Genomic DNA, 21,892 nt, shown 5'->3' with positions numbered 1-21,892 from the left:
CCAAAATAAAGAACAAGATTTAGATCGTGATGATGAGGATTTGATTATGACTTTGACCCAAATGTATGAAGAAGCAATGGCAGAAGTTCGTCAAGAAATTCGCCAAGAAGTTCGTCAAGAAGTTCGCCAAGAAGTTCGCCAAGAAGTTCGTCAAGAAGTTCGCCAAGAAGTTCGTCAAGAAGTTCGTCAAGAAGCCAAAGAAGAATTTCTTCAACAAGGAAAAGGTGAAGGTGAAAAAGAAGCTACTCGCCGTCTCATCGAAAATATTTTCCAAGTTCGCTTTGGAGAAATGGATGAAAAATTGGCAGCAATTATTCCATCTATTATGAAACTATCTTCGGAAGAATTTACGCCTCTACTGTTGCAGTTATCTCGTGAAGAGTTAATCGATCGCTTTCAAGAACCAGAATAATAGTTTCGATCGCTCAATTATTTACTGCTTATTAACAATGCCTATTACCGGAAAAACAAAATTATTGGGAGTCATTGGCGATCCGGTGGAACATTCCCTCTCTCCTGCCATGCACAACGCCGCGATCGCGCATTTGGGGTTAGATTATGTTTATCTTCCTTTTCCCATCCAAAAGGAGAATTTAGCCCGAGCATTAGACGGATTTGCCGCGATCGCCTTGGTGGGATTTAATATTACTATTCCTCACAAACAGGCAATTATTCCCCTACTAGCTGAAGTTTCTCCCGTAGCGCAGGCGATCGGGGCGGTGAATACGGTTTGGCGCAGTGAGAAGGGATGGGAAGGAACAAATACCGATGCGATCGGTTTTATTGCGCCTTTAAGAGAATTAGAATGCAATTGGCGCAAGATTACTCCAGTTATTTTAGGCAATGGCGGTGCGGCGCGGGCGGTTGTTGCGGGGTGCGTTGAATTGGGTTGCTCAGAAATCCGCGTTGTGGGACGCGATCGCGGTAAATTGGACAAATTTAAACTAAGTTGGCAAGATACGCCCTTTGCTGGGGCTGTTCGGGTGCATCTGTGGGATGAATTACCTACACTGGTATCGGAAACTCAGCTTTTGGTCAATTCTACTCCTGTGGGAATGTCGCCTCATGTCGATCGCTCTCCTCTAGATGAAGCTACTTTAAAACAATTACCTGTAGGCGCGATCGCCTACGATCTCATTTATACCCCCAGTCCTACCCGCTTTTTACAACTGGCAAAAAAATGTGGTGCAATGGCGATCGACGGTAGCGAAATGCTAGTACAACAAGGTGCCGCAGCATTGGGACTCTGGTTGCAACAGCCTATCCCTGCCCAGATTATGCGTCAAGCATTATTAGAGAACTTACAGAGTAGAATAGAGGGGAAAAAGGAGATTGGAGAAGAAAAGGTTATTGGAGAAGAAAGAAATGAACAGAATTCAGTATCCCGTTAGCATTGCACCGATGATGGATCGCACCGATCGCCATTTTCGCTATTTTATACGGCAAATTACGCGACGGACGCTCCTTTATACAGAAATGGTAACAACGGCAGCTATTCTGCACGGCGATCGCGAAAAACTCCTCGGTTTCTCCCCAGAAGAAAAACCTCTCGTTTTGCAGGTAGGAGGCGATAATCGAGAAGAGTTGATAACTTGTGCAAAAATTGCGGAAGAGTGGGGCTATGACGCAGTAAACCTAAATGTAGGCTGTCCTAGTTCGCGAGTGCAAAGTGGCAATTTTGGCGCTTGTTTGATGCTGCAACCGGAAACTGTAGCCAAAGCAGTCCAAGCAATGCAAAAAACCGTCTCGATTCCCGTCACAGTTAAACATAGAATTGGGGTAGATGATCGCGATCGCTATGAAGATCTGCGAGAATTCGTTCGTATTGTCTCGGAAGCCGGATGTCTGCATTTTACCATTCATGCGCGAAAGGCATGGTTGCAAGGATTGAGTCCCAAAGAAAATCGCACCATTCCTCCTTTGCGTTATGCCGATGTTCATCGTCTCAAGCAAGAATTCCCCCATCTCATCATAGAAATTAATGGTGGATTTACTAACTGGCAACAGGTGCGAGAACAACTACAATCTATTGATGCGGTAATGATCGGACGTGCTGCCTATGATAATCCTTATTTATTTGTTAGCTGCGATCGCGATTTTTATGGGGATGCTAATATACCACCGACTCGTCGAGAAGTAGCAAAAGCAATGTTCCCTTATCTTGAATACTGGACAGGGAAAGGACTAAAACCGAACAGTATCACCCGCCATATCTTACAATTATTTGCAGGACAACCAGGGGCAAAAGCATGGAAACGCTATATTACAGAAAATATCTATCCCTTGGGTGCAGGAGTTGAAGTAGTTCGCGAAGCATTAACCCGAGTGCCTTGATTTCCCTCTCCAAAAAATTGAGCATAAGCGATAGAGAAACAGTTTATAGTTTATCAAGGAAATATAGCTTATTTCTTCCCGTGCAACCAATAGGTGATCATTTCTCCTTTTCCTTTTACTTTAATTGCTCCTCGTTCTTCCAAGAGATAAGACTCCTGTAGAACATCATAAATTGCCTGGGAAACTTGAATTTGATGAGGTAATCCTTGGGATTCCATGCGCGAGGCAACATTCACTGTATCCCCCCAAAGATCGTAAATAAACTTACTCACTCCAATCACTCCCGCTACTACCGGACCCACGTGCAAACCCACTCTCAACGCGAAATTTTTACCCGTACCCGCATTAAATTCCTTAATAGTTTCTAATAAATCTAATGCCATATTTGCCGACGCTTCTACCCCGTCGCTTTTCGGATAAGGCAACCCTGCAACTGCCATATAAGCATCACCAATAGTTTTAATTTTCTCCAAACCGTGACGCTGTGCTAGATAATCAAAATCCGAGAAAATAACATTTAAAATCTCTACTAATTCAATCGAAGAAAGTTGCGTCGAAATTTCCGTAAAATTGACCAAATCGGCAAATAATACAGTTACCTCATCAAACTTATCAGCAATGGTACTCTCTTCAGCTTGTAAACGTTTGGCGATCGGTTCCGGAAGAATATTTAATAATAATTGTTCTGATCGCGCTTTTTGTTGTCGCAAAGCAGATTCTGCTTCTTTGCTTGCTGTAATATCTCGAGCCACCCAAATTACTGTATCCTCAGACAGGAGGGAAACATTGGCCGAAAACCAGCGTTTCTTATAGTCAATCGGTAAATAATACTCTACTGTAACCGTCTGGCGCATTTTTAAGACCTCTTGAATGTGATGTAGGTGTAGTGCCGCTTGTTCTGGGGGAAATAAATCCCTGACTGTTAAATGACTCGAATGTTCTCTCTCTAAGAGAGGGCGATCTGACTTAGTGGGGGCAATTTTCAAACAAATTCCTTGGCGATCGAAAACCAAAATAATATCGTCCATTGCGGCAAATAATGCCCTTAACTCAACCTCTGATGCTTGTAATGCTGCTTCTGCGGCAATGCGATCGCGGTTTTCTTTTACTAACTGGGTATTTTGCGACTCCAATTCTTTTTGCAATCGTCGCAACCGCAATTGATTCTCCACTCGCACCACAACTTCAGCAAATTGAAAAGGTTTGGTAATATAATCCACTCCACCCACCGCAAAGGCCTTCACCTTATCCAGGACATCACTTAAAGCACTGATGAAAATAACAGGAATATCGCGAGTGATTTCATTTTGTTTTAATTTTTGGCAAACTTCATAACCATCCATGCGGGGTAGATTAATATCCAGCAAAATCAAATCGGGAGGAGCCGACTGTGCAGCCTTTAAAGCCATTTCCCCACTAATTACGCTGCGAACTTTATATCCTTTTTGGCTCAAAAGGGACGACAAAATTCTGAGGTTGTTGGGAACATCATCTATAGCTAAGATATCGCCGCTAGAGGTTTCAAAACTCTTTTGAGGATTAGGAACCAAATCCGTCATTTCAATGAACAATGAGTAAGGTACAATACCGATCTCTTAAAGCAGATTGCTTTAAAGTGAATGTTACTTTTTAACTCTTTGTCCAGTTCTCCTCTTGTTAGAAATCTTCTGGCTTTGAACAGTATTTGACGGCAATAGTAAATCCCGCAGTTCGTTAGCTTATTGGCTTCCGAACAGATATATTCGAGAACCGCCATAACCTCTGGGGAATCTTTGATTAAATGTTGCTGACATCCATACATCTTGCATCACCTCCTTGTTTTTAAATTACCACAAAATAGCTTCTTTCTCTTAATATCTCTTGACGGGTTAAAACCCGTCTCGGAAGGGCTACCATTGATTTTAATCAATGGCTAACCTTCACTCTCCATTTTTAGGTTTAGTGGCAATTTTTTGCTTTGGTCAGTTTTTCTTGAGGGTTTCATCGGCGACAACGCGATCGCGGCCTTGGGCTTTTGCTGCATAGAGAGCATCGTCAGCACGGGCGATCAAATCTTTGGGATCGAGAGAGGGAGCGGGGATCGTCGTGGCAACCCCCACACTTACCGTCACCCATTCTCCAATGGATGATTGACTGTGAGCAATTTGCAACTGTTGTACCGCCTCATGAATTTCTCGGGCAACTTTGTACGCCAATTGGCGATCGGCATGGGGAATCACGATCGCAAATTCTTCCCCGCCATATCGCGCTAATAATATCTTGGGAATAAGCTCTTGTTCCGGCTGGACGATCGCCTCTTCAATACCGCGTACAATCGCCTGCAAGCAACTATCTCCAGCTAAATGACCGTAGGTATCGTTGTAGCGTTTAAAATAGTCCACATCGCATAAAATTAGGGAAAGGGGAGTGCATTGCTGTTGTAGTTCCTCCCACTGCATTTGCAAGTATTCATCAAAGCGACGACGATTGGCGGCTCCAGTTAACCCATCAGAATTGGCGAGATTCTGTAATTTTTGATTGGCGGCTTGCAAGGCGTATTCTACTTTAAGGCGTTCTTGTATTTCTTGTTGCAATTGAGCATTTTGTGCCAATAACTGAGTTTGCAAAGAACGAATTTTTAATTGATTTTCTACTCGCACTAAGACTTCAGCCCATTGAAAAGGCTTGGTGATATAATCCACACCTCCCACTTCAAAAGCGCGAACTTTATCCATTGCTTCATTGAAAGCACTAATAAAAATAACCGGTACTTCCCGAGTCCTGGTATCCGCTTTGAGTTTTCTACAGACCTCATAACCATCCATAATTGGCATACTAATATCAAGGAGAATTAGATCCGGCGCAGCAGAGCGGGCGGCTCTTAAGGCCATTTCCCCACTCAGCACGCTCCGCGCCTCATAATCGTGGTTTTGCAACAGGGTTGATAAAAGTCGTAGATTGTTGGGCGTATCATCCACAATTAAGATATCTCCCTTCTTTAAGGTGGTTGTCCCATCCATTCCCCAAAATCCTCCAGTAACATTTCCCCCTGTCTGACTTTAAGCGTAAAAGTACCCAGGAGTTGTAATGATTATTATGTTGCAAGCTGCCCAAGGAATTCCCGATCTTCCCGATCTGACTCAACCCACTCAATTGCTTGCCCTCGGTCAGCAAGCAATGGAACTATTTTTCTTTTTGGTTTTAATGACGGGGTTTTTAGGGATGGCGATCGCCCTCATTGCTTTTGCTCTGCGAGGGGATACAGATAATTATCATCGCTTTTTGGCACTCTCGGGGTCGAGTATTCAAGTGGCGATCGCCACTCCACTGGTATCGCTGGTATCCGATGAATCGGTGAAGAGTTACAACGGATAATTATTCTCCCTCTTGTTCTCCATCTCCTGGTAAGGTAGGATCGATATCGTGACAAATTTTCGACTTAATTGAATCGCCCCATGAAATCTTATCTTGCTGCTGCGATACAAATGACGAGCAGACCCGATCTCGATCGCAATTTAACCGAAGCCGAAGAGTTAATCGATCTGGCTGTGCGTCAAGGGGCGGAGTTAGTCTGTTTGCCGGAAAATTTTTCCTTTTTGGGACCGGAAGCTGAAAAAATTCAACAAGCAGATGCGATCGCGCAAAAAAGCGAGCAGTTTCTCAAAACCATTGCCCAACGGTTTCAAATTGTTATTTTGGGGGGAGGATTCCCAATTCCCGCCGCAGATAATAAGGTTTATAACACGGCTCTATTGATCGATCGCAATGGTCAGGAACTGGCACGCTATTACAAGGTGCATCTTTTTGATGTGAATGTACCTGATGGGAACACTTATCAAGAGTCGAGTACGGTGATGGCTGGGATGGAATTGCCGCCAGTGTATCATTCGGATACTTTGGGAACTTTAGGGCTTTCTGTGTGTTACGATGTGCGTTTTCCGGAACTCTATCGCCATTTATCGAAGCAAGGGGCGGATGTTTTGTTTATTCCTGCGGCATTTACTGCCTATACCGGGAAGGATCACTGGCAAACGTTAATTCAAGCGCGGGCGATCGAGAATACTTGTTATGCGATCGCCCCAGCACAAACGGGCAATCATTACGGGACGCGCTACACTCACGGTCACGCCCTGATTGTCGATCCTTGGGGGACAGTTTTGGCTGATGCTGGCAATAAACCTGGAATTGCGATCGCCGAAATCGATCCCCGTCGTCTCTCTCGTGTGCGTTCTCAAATGCCCTCCCTCAACCATCGCGTTTTCTAGCCTAATTATCAACTATCAACTATCAACTATCAACTATCATACCTATCAACTATCATACCTATCAACTATCATACCTATCAACTATCATACCTATCAACTATCATACCTATCAACTATCAACTATCAACTATCAACTATCAACTATCATACCTATCAACTATCAACTATCAACTATCAACTATAAATGGATGTTATTCCCGCTATTGACTTATTAGAAGGTCGCTGCGTGCGCCTGTATCAAGGAGATTATGATCGCTCGCAAATTTTCAGCGATCGCCCAGTGGAGGTTGCCCGTCGTTGGGAAAGTGAAGGGGCGACGCGGCTGCATTTGGTGGATTTGGATGGAGCCAAACAGGGGGAATCTGTGAATGGAGAGGCGATCGCGGCGATTGTTTCTGCGGTGTCCATTCCCGTGCAAGTGGGGGGAGGACTGCGGGATGAGGAGAAGATCCGTCAGGTTTTAGATTTGGGGGTGAAACAGGCGATCCTGGGGACGGTGGCGGTAGAAAATCCCGATTTAGTGGGGGATTTATGTCAAAAATTCCCAGGTCAAATTATAGTCGGAATTGATGCTCGCAATGGCAAAGTCGCCACGAAGGGTTGGCTAGAAACTTCCGAAGTGCAAGCGATGGATTTAGCACAGAGGATGGAGTCTCAGGGGGTTGCAGGGATTATTTACACCGATATTCATCGGGATGGAACCCTATCGGGACCAAATATGGAGGCATTGCGAGAATTAGCGCGATCGGTCAATATTCCTATTATTGCTTCGGGGGGCGTTAGTTCTCTCACGGATGTTCTGAGTTTATTGTCTCTGGAACCGAGCGGAGTAACAGGAGTGATTATCGGTCGCGCTCTCTATACAGGAGATGTTTCTTTAACGGAAGCGGTGGGGGCGATCGGTCCTGGACGGTTGCAAGATGTACCTCCAGATTTGGGGTCTTCTGCTTGGGGCTAATTTTTTGCTATCCAAATTAATATATTTTCATTGAGAAAAAACACGATCGCCCTTTGGAGTTAGGCGATCGCATCAATTTGATGGATGTTGCGATCGGGGGTCGGTTATAAGGATATCTTTACTCAGTATTACGCACCTAATAAAGAGAAGGGTTCTAATTGCAGAAGTTAAGCGCAAGTTTCGTTTATAATCAAAGATTATCACTAGAGTTATTTTTTATTCAATTCGAGAGGAATATAAAAATGAAAGTCCAACAGCTAACAATGAAAAATTTTCGGGGATTTGACGATATAACGATAGATTTTGAGCAAAATGAACCTACTATTTTTGTGGGAGTAAATGGGGTCGGAAAATCTAGTATTTTAGATTGCTTGGTATTTCTTTTATTTATAATAACAGTCAAGAATGATATTACATCTGGATTTTTTAGAATAGAGGACAGTTATTTGAGTAATTTAAAAAACGAAATAAAAAACAATGAAAATTTTATGGAAATCAAAATAAAAAATATTTTAAAACCTAAACTAATAGGTTGGGGATTTAGGGTAAGCAAGCAGAAATCTTCCAAAAACATCATAGATTTTTTACAAATACAGAATATAGCAATGTTAAAACAAGAGATTAAAACTGGATTAAAAGACAATAAAAACTACAACATTCCTCTATTTGTATCTTATCCAATTCATAGAACCTTTTCAAACGCTCTTTTAAATAAAAAGGTTAAATATGAATATGAGAATTTGTTCAATCAAGTTAGCGCTTACAATAATATATTTTCCGATAGAAAAGATGACTTTACTTCTTTATTTAACGATTGTCGCTCTTTAGAAGAATTAGAATATGAAAAACTGATAAAAGATCGTAGCTATCAAAACCCTTATTTGAAAGGAATAAGAGATGCAATATATACATTTTTGGATGGTTTTTCTGGTTTTCAGGTTCAGCGTAGAAATAACGAAAAGATTCCCAGAATGATTATCGAGAAAAGAGGTAAGACGCTTAGATTAAATCAACTCTCAGAAGGAGAAAAATGCGTTTTAGCAATGGTGGGAGACTTAGCAAGAAGATTAGCGATCGCCAATCCTGGTAGATCCAATCCTCTCGAAGGAGAAGGTATAGTTTTAATTGACGAAATCGAATTACACCTACATCCCCAATGGCAACGCAGTATTATCAATAACTTAACTAAAACCTTTCCCAATTGTCAATTTATCATTACTACCCATTCCCCTCAAGTCATTAGCGAAGTACGACAAGTTCACCTGTTATATGAAACAGATGAAGGAAAAATTCTTTGCGATCCCGTGCGAACCTATGGTAAAGATAGTAATATAATACTAGAAACCCTGATGGGAACTGTAAAGAGATCGCAAGATATTCAAGACGATCTCAATCGCCTGTTTGAATTAATTGGAGATGAAAATATTGTAGAAGCAAAAGCATTAAAAGCCAAAATTGAAGACAAAGTAGGAACAGGAATTCCCGAACTTGCGAGAGCAGATTGGGCAATTGCTGACTTAGAAATCATGCAGGAGGAAGATGAAACAGATTCGTAAACAACAACCACCAAACAATTTTACCGAATGGAAAGCTAAGACCAAAGCTGAAAAAACAAATTATAGTTACGATAATTTACAAAATCCTGAAAAAAGAAATATTCACGAGTCTTTGCTTCAAGAACAAGGTTATATTTGCTGTTATTGTTGCGGACGAATTACACTAGAAAGAAGTCATATCGAACATCTTAAAGCACAAGTCGATTATCCGGAACTTGCTTTAGATTATCAGAATATGTTAGCTTCTTGTGGCTCTGTAAAACGCTTTCCTGAATATTGTGGTAATCATAAAGGCGATCGCGAACTTCCCATCACCCCATTACAATATCGCTGTGAAGAATATTTCGAGTTTTTAAAAGATGGTAGAATTCGTTCTCGCAAAACCAACCTAAAACAAGAAGAAGAAACCGAGAAAACTGAAGCAGAGAAAACCATTGAAATTTTAAACCTCAATCATCCTGAAATCCAAGATGGGAGAGTAGAAGTATTTGAATGGATTAAGGAAAATTTTAAAAGAGCAAAAAGCGCAAAAGAAAAACAAACTCTAGCCAAAAAATATGAGAAATATCTACAACTCAACAATGGTCGATATCGAGAGAATTGGGATGTAGTCAATTTTCATCTAAAACGCTATTTGCGTTGATCTAAAACTATCTCTATAGACACTAACTTGAATTTTACGGATGTTACATTGGCTTATTATCACGATAATTTTGATGAAATTCGACGACAAATTCAAGAAAGCGAACATTTTGTGCGAGAAATGCAAGCAAAAATCTCTTCCAAAGTACAACAAAAATTGAGGAAAGGAAATCTTGGCAAAAATTAGATAAGGTTTAAAACATTACGGAATTGCTTATTGTCATCTCAATAGTCGTTCAATTGGTGAAATCGTGCGGGGATTGATTTTGATTTGGGAGGTTCTTGAACCCTTAGACATGGAGAATCATGTGGAATTTATTTGAAGGAAGCGATCGCATCGGTAGCGATTTGGTGAACATTGCGATCGGGGTCGTTTTGCGCTTAGGTAAGGGAGAGAATTCGGAAATAACCCATTAGGAGAAAAGCAATTAGGCAATTTTAAGCGTACTCGGTTGAGGAATTGGTTCTCTTTCCACTTCCCATGCTTCTAAATACATATCAATTGCTTCTTCTCCATTGCGAATAGCTTCAGTGCGAGTTTCCCCATGAGTGCAAGGCATGATAACGCGATCGCTAAACTCGGGAATAGTAACTAAAAAAAGTTGGTCTTCTTCCGACCATTGAATTAACATACTATATTGATTCATCTTTTTTCTCCTCCTGTCGTTTTTCAATTTCGGCCAAGGTGATTTCTTCTCCTTCATAATCTACTGGTGAACCGCATTGGCGATCGCTTTTGTTTTATTCTTCATTGTCGGGGTTTTGTTCTTGGAGTTGCGCGATCGCATTGGTGGCAATTTGGCGAATATTGATTCATCTTTGCCAATCAACTAATTAAGATTTTTCTTACTCGTTCTAACTGTTGTTGACGAATATAGTTTTCTAATCTTGCATTAATTGCTGCAAGCTCTAAGTTGACTTCGCGAACTTCTAAGCGCGTGTGACGAAGATTATTTAACAAGCGTTGCGATGTTTCTTTGTCGGGAATTTTGGGTTGATTATTCATGATAAATTACAGATTATATTCTTGTTTAACTTCTTGAATGCTTCTTTCTAGTGCGGGAATTCGGAGTTGCGATCGCTCGATCGCTATTGTCAACAACTGTAACACATCAGGAGGAGGAGAGGGCTGTATTTTGGCAATTTGTAATTGAAGGTTAGATAGTTGAGAATAGGTAGATTCAGCATCTTCTCCAGCATTTTTCATTTCTTCTAAAGCAGGAAGGGTTTCTTCTGTTTCTCCAAATCGTTCAAAAATCTGGAATTCTAGAGCTAGAGATTCATCAACAATATCTAGGGCTTGTTGTTTTAATTGACCGAGCAGATTTGTGATTTCAATTGGAAGTTTTGCCATTTTGAAAGCGATCTCGTTTATCTGATTATACGATCGCATTCTTGCAAAATTGTTCTATTGTCAAATATCTCCATTGATGATTTCTTCTCCTTCATAATCTACTGGTGAACCGCATTGGCGATCGCTTTCGTTTTATTCTTCGTTGTCAGGATTTTGTTCTTGGAGTTGCGCGATCGCATTGGTAGTGATTTGGTGAACATTGCGATCGCTAAACTCGGGAATGGTAACTAAAAAAAGTTTGGAGGGTTTGGAGACCAAACCCCTACGAGGGTCAATATTATTCGGTTTCTAAATGATCGATGGGGATAAAAAATTCCCTCGGTAGCAAGATCGGTTGGGGACCAAAGAGAAGTTTCCCCCAATGACTTTGAGGATCGATCGCCACCCCGGTAGGAGGTGAGGGAAACCGTTGATGGACTTGATAGAAAACGTAAAAGATCGCTTGTGCCGATCGCATGACCAGGCGATCGGGTGTAGGGGGGCGTATAGATTGCCGCATTTGCTGAATGTGTTGTTCTCGCTCTAGGGCATAGGAGCGATCGCTTAAATCAAAAGAAACCATCAATCCACCAATCGACAACTCTATCTCAAAATATCAAATCAAGGCTCAAAAGGGAACGGGGAATGCAGAGAAACCTTTTTACAAGGCTTTTAGCAATACTTCTCCCATTTCTTGACACCCTACTAATTTACATCCAGGGGACATAATATCTCCCGTGCGATACCCGTCATCTAATACCTTACTTGTTGCTTTTTCTAACTTATCGGCGGCGGCGGGTTGGTCTAAACCGTAACGTAACATCATGGCTGCACTGAGAATTTGCGCGAGGGGGTTGGCTTTGTCTTGTCCTGCGATATCCGGTGCGGAACCGTGGACGGGTTCAAATACCCCTGGTTTGCCTGGTGCGCCTAAACTGGCGGAGGGGAGCATTCCGATACTTCCTGTTAGCATGGCGGCGGCATCGGAGAGGATATCGCCAAATAAATTTCCTGTCACAATTGTATCGAACTGTTTGGGCGCTCTCACTAATTGCATGGCGGCATTGTCAACATAAAGATGGCTGAGTTCTACTTTGGGATATTCTGCTGCGAGCAGGACGACGCGATCGCGCCATAATTGAGAAACATCTAAAACATTGGCTTTATCCACAGAGCAGAGTTTTCCTCCCCGTTTCTGGGCGGTTTCAAAGCCAACTCGGGCGATGCGATCGACTTCTGCTTCGGTGTAAGCCATTGTATTAACGCCCCGTTTTTCCCCAGTTTCTGTGACAAAAATGCCTTTGGGTTGTCCGAAGTAAATTCCCCCAGTTAATTCTCGCACCACCATAATATCGACCCCTTCCACGACTTCTCGTTTGAGGCTAGAAGCGTCGATAAGCTGGGGTAAAATCGTGGCGGGTCGCAGGTTGGCAAAGAGGTCTAAGCCCGCTCTCAGCCCTAATAAACCCGTTTCTGGGCGTTGATGGCGAGGTAGGTTGTCCCATTTATAGCCCCCGATCGCCGCCAGCAATACCGCATCGCTATTTTTACAGGTTTTTAGGGTTGCTTCTGGGAGAGGGTTTCCCGTTGCTTCGATCGCGGAACCGCCAATGAGGGCTTCTGTAAACTCAAATTGGAGGTCAAATTCTGGCGCGATCGCCTTTAACACTGCAACGGTAACGGTCATAATTTCGGGGCCGATGCCATCCCCCGGTAGTAAGGTAATGCGGTATTGCCGTGTCATAAAGTTGGTTTGCTACAAAGAGAATTTATTTTAACCTGTTATCGGTAAATTATGATAATTTTGAGAAAATTTATTGAGTTTCGCGATCGCTTTAAAAGCAAATTCTACCTCAATCGAAAATCTTGGTCTTATTCAGAAACAAAGCGATCGCCCCCAACCCCAAAAAGCACCAAGTTAACCAATCTCCCCAACGCACATATAATGTTTTTGTGGTGCGCCGATAAATTGTTGCGTCATGCAATTCATAGGTATTAATTCCCGATCTCCATAAGGTCTTGCCATGAGGATCGACAATACCAGAATAGCCTGTATTTGTGGCACGAACTGCCCAGCGATCGTTTTCAATGGCTCGCATGACATCTAGGGCATGATGTTGGGCGGGCATGACTTCGCTATAATGGGCATTATTGGACGCAGTTAGAATAAATTCTCCTCCTTGTGCGGCTTGTCGTTGGAAGTGATAAGAAAAGGCAGATTCGTAACAAATTCCCACAATTGCTCGTCCAAAGGGAGTCTCAAAAATTTGCGTGGGTTTTCCTGGAATTAAAGTTGCTTCTAAGGGAGAAAGACGATTGATAAATTTCCCTAAAATTTGTTGCAAGGGGATATATTCTCCTAAAGGAACAAGTTTGACTTTATCATAATGACTGACGGTTTTTCCTGCTCCTGTTACGGTAAATAAACTATTGGTGATTTTATTATCTTCTTGGGTAAAACCGCCTACCCATGCTAATACGCCTTTCTCTAAAATAGCCTGATAAAATGAGCTTGTAAATTGTCCCCGATCTTGCCAAACAAAGGGTAACGCTGTTTCTGGTGTTAGCACGGCATCGACACCGCGATCGCTTAATTCTTTATAGCCTGAAGTATAACCTTCAATGGCTTTATACCATCCTTCCGGGTTGAGTTTAATTTCATTGGGAATATTGCCTTGAATAATCCCCACTCTCAAAGGATTTTGATTCAAAAGCGGGCGATTGTAGAAACTCAAACCTAATCCATGTAAGCCGATGAGTAAGGCGATCGCAATTCCGGTTAATTGCCATTTTTTCTCTTTCAAGATTAAGGCTTCTGCTAACAACCCATTCACCGCAACAATTGCCCCAGTTACCGCCGTTGTTCCCGATATTTGGCCTAAGTGAAGAATGATTAAATTATGGGGGCTTTGAGTATAAGCTAACGGCGACCACCATAAAGGGGTATAACTCCAAATTGTCTCGAAAACGCACCAAATTGATGTACCGATTAAAACTCTTAATAAACTTGACAATAATCCTTTTTTATGGTTCGTTTTGGGTAATAAAATTGACCAAACAACGACTAAACCTGTTCCCCAAAATGTAATAAAAAGCCAACAAAATAGCGCGATCGCGATACTTCCCAACCAAGGCACTCCCAACCAGGTCATCGGGTGAATTCCTGTAATCCAAAATAGCGCTAACCCATAATAGCCAAATCCCCAGGCGATCGCGGCGAAAATCGCCATTTTACGAGAGGCGCGGATCGTGACTATCCAAAGGGGTATTAAGGCAATCCATGCCAAGGGAAAGGCTTCTACGGGGGCAATGGTCAAGCCCATGAAAACGCCCCCCAGTAAGGCAAAAATAAGTTGAGGATAGGAGGGAATCGATAAGAATTGTAAAGAGTTAGGCCAAGAAAGCGATCGCATTAAAGCACTATTCAGAAAGAACAATGACTCATTTTAGAGTCTAATTTGCAGAATTTGAGGAAATTTGGTCATGAATCGCATTACAATCTCGTAGAATAACTCAACTTGCTAATTATCAATTTGATCCCCCCCAGCCCCCGTCCTTGAAAAGCGAAGCATCCTCTATCCTCCCCCTTTTCAAGGGGGATAAGAGGGGGATAAAGGGGGAGAATCCGGAAGTCCCCCTTATTAAGGGGGATTTAGGGGGATCGACACACATAATATTTGTAACTAGCAACTCGGGTTAGAATAGAGAAAAAGTGCGATCGGTAAATCCAATATAACAATGACTCTTTTAGAAAAAATAGTGACTGAATTAGCATCAGCACCGGAACCATTGCTTGTGAAAGTTCTTGATTTTATCCAATTGAACAAAATTGCTTCTACAACCGTCTCTGATTCAGAAAATTTGCCCCGTACTCCTGGTTTATACCAAGGGCAGATTTGGATGAGTGAGGATTTTAATGATCCTTAATAACTCCTTTACCAAAAAACTTCGGAGGTTCTTTGAGGGTGTAAACTTCTGTATATTCCGCGATCGCATTACGAACGTATTTCGGGGTTTGTACTAATCCTAAATAAGTAATCCCATCAATCAGTTTCAATCCTCCTTTGGTTTTTTCTGCTAATAGGCGATCGATCGCCTCGGGATCGGGACGAGTATCAATAAGTTGGTTAGAAGCGAGAGCAAAACCCCAAGGAACTGCATAAGTTGGAACAGCAGAATTATAGGAGATAACATTAGGAAAAACTGTTTTTAAAGTATTCACCAAACGGGCGTGTAATTTTATTTCTCCAATAGCAACCGGACCCGCTTGTACCACAAAAAAGCCATCTGGTGCCATCACCCCTTTAATTTGCTCAAAATACTCTTTGGTAAACAGTTGAAAAGAAGGACCTTCTTCAATAGGATCGGAAAGATCGGAAATGACAATATCCCATTTTTCTTGAGTTTCATCAATATATTTTAACGCATCGCCAATGACTAACTCTAAACGGGGATCTTCAAAAGCACCTTGGTGCATTTCCGGAAGATGTTCCTTGCACGCTTCTACAACTTCCCCATCAATATCTACCATTACCACTCTTTCGATGGTATTCCAACGCAAAATTTCGCGAATAGTCGCCCCTTCTCCTCCCCCGAGAACAAGGGCATTTTTAGGGGATTGATGAGATAATAAAGCAGGATGAACGAGGGGTTCGTGATAGAGAAATTCATCCCCAGTACAAGACTGCCATTTACCATCCAGAATCAGACCTTTTCCATATACTCCTGTTTCAATGATGTACATTTCCTGAAAAGCTGTCTTTTTATAGGCAATCAGTTGTTGAATGCCATGCTCGTATACATCCCAGGGGGTGATGTACTCTTTAATCCACGCATCTGCTTTAACTTCGCTTCCTGCCATTTTATCGGTTATTAGTTATCAGTTATCAGTTATCAGTTATCAATGAAGAAGGAATAGGAATCAAACTCTCAACTTTGTTTTTAGAGTTTTTTGGTTGCCCATTGCCTATTGTTTATTCTCTCATGAGATCGCCCCAAAATATCGAAATCATAGAAAAAATCTTGGATGAACTGAACTAAAATGTTAGTGGGGGGTAAAACCAACTCTTTCCCTAAAGCATTCTTGCGAATCGTACTCTCAAGTAGAGTTGGATTAGCTGAGAAATGCTGACCAAACTCAGGATTATGATAAACATCAACCTGTTTATTGCGAGAATTGCTAATTACTGTATAAGTGGAGGCATTGAGAAACTCTCTGGCTTCATCGGGTAATAAGTTCATTTTATCCTTTTCGATGGCTTCAAGAGCGGCGATCGCCTCGGATAGTTCCATACCCAATTCTCGCAAATGTTTGTGTTGTGTTGTTTTGAAAACCCCATTTTTCTGCATTTGTACTGTCTGCAATAATATCCTTAAATTGCGCTCTACAGCTTTACAATCTCGAAAAGGGAGGGTTGCATAATATGCCGTTAAGAACAAATCTTCATTATTATCGGTCTTGAAAGTTAGATAAGTACGGCGAGAACTCACTTTAATGCTGGGCGGTTTTTCCAACTTTGGATTGGCTAAAGAAATCTGGTGGTAAATGGTTGCAAGGGCTAAATTTGCATAAAGATTGAACGGAGAATCGATTGTCACTTGTACGGTTGGGGGCGTTTTATTGAAAAATTTCTGGGTTTTATCCGTATCGAGACGATAAACTTGACTCTCATCTCCCTCGGGACTCAAATCTACCCAGTCACAAGAAATACCTTCAGTTTTCAAGCCAAAGTGAGAGACATTATAGATTTTACTTCCTGTGAGAGTAGCTCCTGTGAGATCGGCTCCCGTCCATTCTGCCTGAATTAAACGAGCGCGGCTCAGATCCGAATGTACTAAGCTGGCATTGACCAAATTAGCATGGCTAAGATCGGCTCCGGTAAGATTCGCACCGCTTAATTTAGCATCACTTAAATCCGCCCAGCGTAAATCTGCCCCGCTTAAATCCGTCCAGCGCAAATTTGCCCCGCGCAGATCCGCCCCACTCAAAATTGCTCGTGTTAGGGTAGATTGGGATAAATCCGCCTCTCTTATATTTGCTCTTTGTAAATCCGCCCGCCTTAAATCCGCACCACTTAACGTTGCTTGTTCGAGTACGCTTTCCGTGAGAAATGCTCCCCGTAAATTAGCCTCGCTCAAATTGCAATAACTGAGGGTTGCTTCCCGGAGATTCGCTTCCCGCAAGTCCGTTCCTTCTAAGTTTGATCCACTTAAGTTCGCCCCACTTAAATCTGCTCGAATAAGTTCGGCACGAATAATGAGAGCCTCTATAAATTCGGCTTCTCGCAAATCAGCGCGAATGAGATTGGCAACATTAAAGTGAGTATGATTGAGAATTGCTTTCGATAAATTTGCTCCACTCAATCTGGCCACATTGAGTTTTGCCCCGCTTAAATTGGCCCCGCTTAAATTGGCCCCGCTTAGGTTAACGACATTGAGTTTTGCTCCTCTTAAATCTGCCCCACTGAGATTAATATTTCTTAAATTAGCTTCATTGAGATCAATATTGCTAAAGTTTCTTGTTCCCGAGGCGTATAAGCGGCGTAGTTCTTTAACGTTCATGGTGGGGGAGTGGCAAAGTTTTGCGTTTTAATAGAGTAAAGCCAATGTTTTGAGAGTAGCGAGACGCTTAGGGAGCGAGACGCTTAGGGAGCGAGACGCTCCCACTACGGTATTCTCCTGTTATAGTAGTGCGGGCATCTTGCCCGTTAATGCGTAAGTCTTAAGTAGAACAAACTGTGGGTACAACTGTTGGAATTGTGGGTTTGGGGTTAATTGGTGGCTCTTTGGGATTAGATTTGCGATCGCAAGGATACCGAGTGATCGGGGTTTCCCGCAAGCGACAAACTTGCCAAACTGCTGTTTTACGAAAAGTTGCTGATGAAGCCAGCATACACTTATCGCAATTAGCGACGGCGGAAGTTATTTTCATTTGTACGCCAATTCGGGCGATCGCGCCAACGATCGCCGCCCTCCTTCCCCATCTTTCCCCCGAGGCGATCGTGACGGATGTGGGGTCAGTAAAAACCCCGATCGTAGAGGCAATAATGCCTTGGTGTCCGAATTTCCTGGGTGGGCATCCTATGGCAGGAACCGAGTCACAAGGCATTGACGCAGCACAACGAAACTTGTTTGTGAATACCCCTTATGTTTTGACTCCTGTTGAGAGTACATCGACTAGGGCGATCGCGCAATTAGAGGAGATTATCGGGGCGATCGGTGCAAGATTATATTTTTGCTCTCCTCAACAGCACGATCGCGCTGTAGCCTGGATTTCTCATCTCCCTTTATTGGCAAGTGCGGGGTTGATCGAGAGTTGTTTGGGGGAAGAAGAGGAGGAAGTTCTACAATTGGCGCAACAGTTTGCCGGTTCTGGGTTTCGCGATACCAGTCGCGTCGGAGGAGGCAATCCAGAATTAGGAGTTGAGATCGCCCGTTCTAATCGAGAGGAGATATTGCGATCGCTTTCCCGCTATCGTCAAAATTTAGATGGGTTAATAACGGCGATCGAACAAGAAGACTGGCAAAAACTGGCCGCCATTCTACAACATACGGAGTCTGAGCGCAAAAAATTTGTTGCTAGAAGTTGCTAGAAAAGGATCAGAAAGAAGAACTGAGAGGACAAGAGAATTCCGGCAAGGTCACTAAATTGCGGCAAAGTATGGATATGCTATAGGATGACACAACCGATTACAAGGGATAAGCCTTCGTGCTGGTTAATCTATCATTTCTCTTTTCCAAACCGACGGGAATCACTAATTATACTCGCAATCTTTATCCTCAGTTAAAACCTCTTGATCCAATTCTTTTAAGTTCTGAAGAGATTCTCGGATATGATTGCTATCGCATTCCGAGGAACTTAACCCCGGAATATGGAACTCAAGGTCATATTTTACGCTTGTTATGGACACAATTTCGCCTCCCCGCAATTTATCGAAAACTGCGATCGCGCCTCCTATTTTCCCCAGTCCCTGAAGCCCCGCTTTACAGTCGGTGTCGCTTCATTGTCATGGTACATGACCTCATTCCCCTACGGTTTCCCAATCGGAAATCTCGCCTCAATTATTATCATCGCTATGCCTTACCGAGAGTAGTTTCCCAAGCCAGACATATTATCTGTAATTCTGTTGCCACTGCTAACGATCTGATTGACTTTTGTGATGTGTCTGCCAACAAAATCACCCCTATTCCTCTCGCTTACGATCGCCAAAATTTTCGCCCCGTCGAACTCATCCCGAGGCGAGGCCGCCCTTATTTTCTTTATTTGGGACGACAAGACCCCTATAAAAATATCGAACGTCTCCTCAAAGCCTTTGCGGATCTTCCCAATTGTAGGGATTATGAACTGTGGCTGGCAGGTCCCACAGATGAACGTTATACACCCCACTGGCAAGAATTGACACGGGAATTAGATATCCGAGAAGAAGTCAAATTTATGGAGTATGTCCCCTATGAAAAACTGCCAATTTTGCTCAATGGCGCGATCGCCCTTGTTTTTCCTTCTCTTTGGGAAGGTTTCGGCCTGCCTCTTTTAGAAGCTATGGCCTGCGGAACTCCTGTGATTACCTCAAATATTTCTTCTCTTCCTGAAGTTACCGGAGAAGCTGCCCTTTTAGTCGATCCCTACAATAGCCAAGAAATTACTGCCGCAATGAATACAATGGTTACAGATCTGGCCTTCCGAGATAATTTAAGCGAATTAGGCTTATTACGTGCCAGCGAATTTAGTTGGGCAAAAACTGGAGCAAAAACTGTTGAAGTTTTACAACCATTTTTATAGAATTGATAATTGTTAATTGAATTACTGAATTAATGTCCCCACTCCCCGATCGCCGTCCCAAAAAGCTCTCTCTCGGTCCCCTAGAACGAGAAATTCTGCAAATTCTCTGGGATTTTAACTGTGCTACGGTTAAAGATATTCACGAACGCATTTTAACCGATCCCGATCGCGAACTTGCCTATACTTCTGTCACAACGGTTCTCAATCGTTTGGAAAAGAAAGGTTGGGTTAAAAGTCAAAAAAGAGGCCGGGCATTTTATTGGACTCCATTGGTATCCTGTCAAGAAGCCAAAGTATTACATTCTCACGATCGCCTCAATAATTTTTTAGCGATTAGTAATCCCGATATTGTTGCCGCTTTCGCCGATAGTCTTGATGCGGGAAGTGTCGAACAAATTGAAGCGATCGCTTCTCGTTTACGTGCTGTTCGTCAACAAAGAGAGGAGGAAAAATAATGCACTTATTCTTGATTATTATCGTTTTGAGTGGCGCGATCGCCTTCCGTTTGAGTTGGCAAGGAAATGCTCAAACATGGGGCGATCGATGGCACTCGGCTTTATTTGCTTTCCTGTTACCTCCCTTATTATTATTAATGACTGCGATCGCGATCGCAGTCATGGGCTATCGCGGGCAAATGATCGGCATGGAAACAGGAAGATTGAGTTATTATCTGGCGATCGCCTATCTTGTTTTCGTGCTTTTTTCAGGAATGAAGGTGCTAGGGGATGGGTTAACTTCTCTGAAAATGATTCGTTCCTATCCTCAAATAAAATTACACCTCAATCGCCAAGAAATACAAGCACGCTTGTTAGAGGATTCCGGCTTATATAGCGCTCAAGTAGGCTTTTTTAAGCCAGAATTAGTAATTAGTCAAGGATTATTAGAAAATCTCGATGAAGAGCATTTACAAGCCGTTTTAAACCACGAACAGGCACACTGTTATTATCGCGATACCTTCTGCTTTTTTGGGTTGGGATGGTTGCGTCGCATAACCCCTTGGCTGCCCAACACAGAGTCATTATGGCAAGAACTTTTGGCGTTGCGAGAATTACGTGCCGATCGCTGGGCTTGTCAACAAGTCGATGGCTTAGTTTTAGCCGAATCCCTATTATTAACCGTAAGCGCCCCTTTCCGCGAATTTGCGAGTTTTACTGCTGAATTTAATCGCCCTTATTCCCGCGATCGCCTACAAGAAAGAGTTGATGCTCTATTATCAGAACCCGATCGCCTAGACGATTTTAAATGGTTAGATTGGAGTGGATTGGCGATCGCTTTATTTCCTCTCATTTTCATCCCATTTCATTATTAATAAGTGAATTGGCACTTTCTCGGTCATGAACGCAAAATTAGTCGAATCCCTAGCTGAAGCGGTTAATGCTCTCTCACCGGAAGATTATGCCTTGTTTCAGTCCACCTTGATTGCAAAAACCATCCAAAAAACCCTCGGTGTTTGTGGTGGTCACGCCCGCATTCGCAACACGAGAATTGCAGTCTGGACGTTAATTTCCCTGGCAAAACAAGGGATGAATGAAGACGCATTAGCGAGGGATTTTCCAGGATTAACTCAGTTTGATCTGTTAGCTGCACGAACCTATTATCGAACCAATACAGAAGAAATTGATGCTCTGATTGCCTCCCACCATAGCAAGGATGATTGGGATGTTTAAGTTTTATGCCAATGAAAACTTATCAGCCGGATTGGTGAATGAGTTGCGACGATTGGGGTATGATGTTTTAACCTCTTACGAAGCGGGAAATGCAAACCAAGGAATTGCGGACGATCGCGTCTTAAAAATGGCAACGGAAAGCGATCGCTGCGTGGTAACATTCAATCGAGATGATTTCCTCAATTTGCATCTTAGCGGTATCGAACATGGGGGGATTGTCGTTTGTAAAGACGATCCGGATTGCATGAGTTTAGTGCAGGTACTCAACGATTATCTAATTGCTCAACAAAGTTTGCAGAATCGCTTGATTAGGGTACTCCAGAAAAATCAAAAAGGGAGCGATCGCCCATTTTTTATGATTCGAGAATATCAACGGTGA

General features: G+C 42.6%; 26 protein-coding genes and 1 pseudogene. 16 read left to right on the top strand and 11 right to left on the bottom strand.

Translation table 11 applies throughout. The features are described from left to right. The 3 genes and pseudogenes from JUI58_RS09415 to dusA form a co-directional block, all read left to right on the top strand. Nucleotides 1-412, top strand: a pseudogene (locus tag JUI58_RS09415) (hypothetical protein); the annotation flags it as partial. Nucleotides 413-449: 37 nt separating this feature from the next. Then, the gene (locus JUI58_RS09410) at nucleotides 450-1,391 is read left to right on the top strand and encodes a shikimate dehydrogenase (protein ID WP_204103515.1); all 942 of its coding nucleotides are present in this window, start codon (nucleotides 450-452) and stop codon (nucleotides 1,389-1,391) included. After that, a complete protein-coding gene (gene dusA, locus JUI58_RS09405) occupies nucleotides 1,366-2,334 on the top strand; it encodes a tRNA dihydrouridine(20/20a) synthase DusA (protein WP_204103514.1) in 969 nt (322 codons plus the stop codon). The genes JUI58_RS09410 and dusA overlap by 26 nt, the downstream gene beginning before the upstream one ends. A 68-nt stretch (nucleotides 2,335-2,402) precedes the next feature. On the opposite strand, the gene JUI58_RS09400 is transcribed toward dusA, so the two are convergent. Both JUI58_RS09400 and JUI58_RS09395 read right to left on the bottom strand, forming a co-directional pair. Next, entirely contained in the window at nucleotides 2,403-3,893 is a 1,491-nt protein-coding gene (locus JUI58_RS09400; RefSeq protein WP_204103513.1) for an adenylate/guanylate cyclase domain-containing protein, read from the bottom strand. A gap of 402 nt (nucleotides 3,894-4,295) precedes the next feature. Further along, the gene (locus JUI58_RS09395; RefSeq protein ID WP_204103512.1) at nucleotides 4,296-5,333 is read right to left on the bottom strand and encodes a diguanylate cyclase; all 1,038 of its coding nucleotides are present in this window, start codon (nucleotides 5,331-5,333) and stop codon (nucleotides 4,296-4,298) included. 67 nt (nucleotides 5,334-5,400) lie between these two features. Between JUI58_RS09395 and JUI58_RS09390 the strand changes: the two genes are divergently transcribed. From JUI58_RS09390 to JUI58_RS09365, 6 genes are all read left to right on the top strand, one after another. Further along, complete coding sequence (locus JUI58_RS09390; RefSeq protein WP_204103511.1) at nucleotides 5,401-5,688, top strand: hypothetical protein; 288 nt, start codon at nucleotides 5,401-5,403, stop codon at nucleotides 5,686-5,688. 80 nt (nucleotides 5,689-5,768) lie between these two features. Continuing rightward, complete coding sequence (locus JUI58_RS09385; RefSeq protein WP_204103510.1) at nucleotides 5,769-6,578, top strand: carbon-nitrogen hydrolase family protein; 810 nt, start codon at nucleotides 5,769-5,771, stop codon at nucleotides 6,576-6,578. Nucleotides 6,579-6,762: 184 nt separating this feature from the next. Continuing rightward, complete coding sequence (gene hisA, locus JUI58_RS09380) at nucleotides 6,763-7,536, top strand: 1-(5-phosphoribosyl)-5-[(5-phosphoribosylamino)methylideneamino]imidazole-4-carboxamide isomerase (RefSeq protein WP_204103509.1); 774 nt, start codon at nucleotides 6,763-6,765, stop codon at nucleotides 7,534-7,536. Between the two features lie 242 nt (nucleotides 7,537-7,778). Further along, entirely contained in the window at nucleotides 7,779-9,092 is a 1,314-nt protein-coding gene (locus JUI58_RS09375) for an AAA family ATPase (protein WP_204103508.1), read from the top strand. Next, on the top strand, nucleotides 9,076-9,735 hold the full coding sequence (locus JUI58_RS09370; protein WP_204103507.1) for a retron system putative HNH endonuclease: 660 nt from the start codon (nucleotides 9,076-9,078) through the stop codon (nucleotides 9,733-9,735). Before JUI58_RS09375 ends, JUI58_RS09370 begins: the two co-directional genes overlap by 17 nt. A 27-nt stretch (nucleotides 9,736-9,762) precedes the next feature. After that, nucleotides 9,763-9,921: a hypothetical protein gene (locus JUI58_RS09365; protein ID WP_204103506.1), complete on the top strand. Its 159-nt coding sequence runs from the start codon at nucleotides 9,763-9,765 to the stop codon at nucleotides 9,919-9,921. A 241-nt stretch (nucleotides 9,922-10,162) separates the two neighbouring features. On the opposite strand, the gene JUI58_RS09360 is transcribed toward JUI58_RS09365, so the two are convergent. The 7 genes from JUI58_RS09360 to lnt form a co-directional block, all read right to left on the bottom strand. Next, a complete protein-coding gene (locus tag JUI58_RS09360) occupies nucleotides 10,163-10,381 on the bottom strand; it encodes a type II toxin-antitoxin system HicB family antitoxin (protein WP_204103505.1) in 219 nt (72 codons plus the stop codon). 179 nt (nucleotides 10,382-10,560) lie between these two features. Beyond that, nucleotides 10,561-10,740 (bottom strand): hypothetical protein, encoded by a 180-nt coding sequence (locus tag JUI58_RS09355; RefSeq protein ID WP_204103504.1) that lies wholly within the window; start codon nucleotides 10,738-10,740, stop codon nucleotides 10,561-10,563. Between the two features lie 6 nt (nucleotides 10,741-10,746). Further along, the gene (locus JUI58_RS09350; RefSeq protein ID WP_239121359.1) at nucleotides 10,747-11,088 is read right to left on the bottom strand and encodes a hypothetical protein; all 342 of its coding nucleotides are present in this window, start codon (nucleotides 11,086-11,088) and stop codon (nucleotides 10,747-10,749) included. Between the two features lie 132 nt (nucleotides 11,089-11,220). Next, nucleotides 11,221-11,346, bottom strand: coding sequence for a hypothetical protein (locus JUI58_RS26970; RefSeq protein WP_275414329.1), 126 nt, complete (start codon nucleotides 11,344-11,346; stop codon nucleotides 11,221-11,223). Nucleotides 11,347-11,365: 19 nt separating this feature from the next. After that, nucleotides 11,366-11,650 (bottom strand): hypothetical protein, encoded by a 285-nt coding sequence (locus JUI58_RS09345; protein ID WP_204103502.1) that lies wholly within the window; start codon nucleotides 11,648-11,650, stop codon nucleotides 11,366-11,368. Nucleotides 11,651-11,728: 78 nt separating this feature from the next. Beyond that, entirely contained in the window at nucleotides 11,729-12,811 is a 1,083-nt protein-coding gene (gene leuB, locus JUI58_RS09340; RefSeq protein WP_204103501.1) for a 3-isopropylmalate dehydrogenase, read from the bottom strand. A gap of 109 nt (nucleotides 12,812-12,920) precedes the next feature. Further along, a complete protein-coding gene (gene lnt / locus JUI58_RS09335) occupies nucleotides 12,921-14,390 on the bottom strand; it encodes an apolipoprotein N-acyltransferase (RefSeq protein WP_348539867.1) in 1,470 nt (489 codons plus the stop codon). 415 nt (nucleotides 14,391-14,805) lie between these two features. On the opposite strand from lnt, the gene JUI58_RS09330 reads away from it, so the two are divergent. After that, complete coding sequence (locus tag JUI58_RS09330) at nucleotides 14,806-14,994, top strand: hypothetical protein (RefSeq protein WP_204103500.1); 189 nt, start codon at nucleotides 14,806-14,808, stop codon at nucleotides 14,992-14,994. On the opposite strand, the gene JUI58_RS09325 is transcribed toward JUI58_RS09330, so the two are convergent. Both JUI58_RS09325 and JUI58_RS09320 read right to left on the bottom strand, forming a co-directional pair. Then, complete coding sequence (locus JUI58_RS09325; RefSeq protein WP_204103499.1) at nucleotides 14,981-15,928, bottom strand: methyltransferase domain-containing protein; 948 nt, start codon at nucleotides 15,926-15,928, stop codon at nucleotides 14,981-14,983. The two genes, JUI58_RS09330 and JUI58_RS09325, sit on opposite strands and share 14 nt — an antisense overlap. A gap of 80 nt (nucleotides 15,929-16,008) precedes the next feature. Further along, nucleotides 16,009-17,628, bottom strand: coding sequence for a pentapeptide repeat-containing protein (locus JUI58_RS09320; RefSeq protein ID WP_204103498.1), 1,620 nt, complete (start codon nucleotides 17,626-17,628; stop codon nucleotides 16,009-16,011). A gap of 176 nt (nucleotides 17,629-17,804) precedes the next feature. On the opposite strand from JUI58_RS09320, the gene JUI58_RS09315 reads away from it, so the two are divergent. The 6 genes from JUI58_RS09315 (at nucleotide 17,805) to JUI58_RS09290 (ending at nucleotide 21,892) form a co-directional block, all read left to right on the top strand. Next, on the top strand, nucleotides 17,805-18,659 hold the full coding sequence (locus JUI58_RS09315; RefSeq protein ID WP_204103497.1) for a prephenate/arogenate dehydrogenase: 855 nt from the start codon (nucleotides 17,805-17,807) through the stop codon (nucleotides 18,657-18,659). Between the two features lie 116 nt (nucleotides 18,660-18,775). Beyond that, entirely contained in the window at nucleotides 18,776-19,846 is a 1,071-nt protein-coding gene (locus tag JUI58_RS09310; RefSeq protein ID WP_204103496.1) for a glycosyltransferase family 1 protein, read from the top strand. Between the two features lie 32 nt (nucleotides 19,847-19,878). Next, entirely contained in the window at nucleotides 19,879-20,301 is a 423-nt protein-coding gene (locus tag JUI58_RS09305; protein WP_204103495.1) for a BlaI/MecI/CopY family transcriptional regulator, read from the top strand. Continuing rightward, nucleotides 20,301-21,155: a M56 family metallopeptidase gene (locus JUI58_RS09300; protein WP_204103494.1), complete on the top strand. Its 855-nt coding sequence runs from the start codon at nucleotides 20,301-20,303 to the stop codon at nucleotides 21,153-21,155. Before JUI58_RS09305 ends, JUI58_RS09300 begins: the two co-directional genes overlap by 1 nt. 25 nt (nucleotides 21,156-21,180) lie before the next feature. After that, entirely contained in the window at nucleotides 21,181-21,513 is a 333-nt protein-coding gene (locus JUI58_RS09295; RefSeq protein ID WP_204103493.1) for a DUF433 domain-containing protein, read from the top strand. Continuing rightward, complete coding sequence (locus JUI58_RS09290; RefSeq protein ID WP_204103492.1) at nucleotides 21,506-21,892, top strand: DUF5615 family PIN-like protein; 387 nt, start codon at nucleotides 21,506-21,508, stop codon at nucleotides 21,890-21,892. Before JUI58_RS09295 ends, JUI58_RS09290 begins: the two co-directional genes overlap by 8 nt.

The organism is Spirulina sp. CCY15215 (assembly GCF_016888125.1).
In the GTDB taxonomy this organism is placed as follows: domain Bacteria; phylum Cyanobacteriota; class Cyanobacteriia; order Cyanobacteriales; family Spirulinaceae; genus CCY15215.
This window is presented reverse-complemented; position numbering and strand designations above follow the sequence as displayed.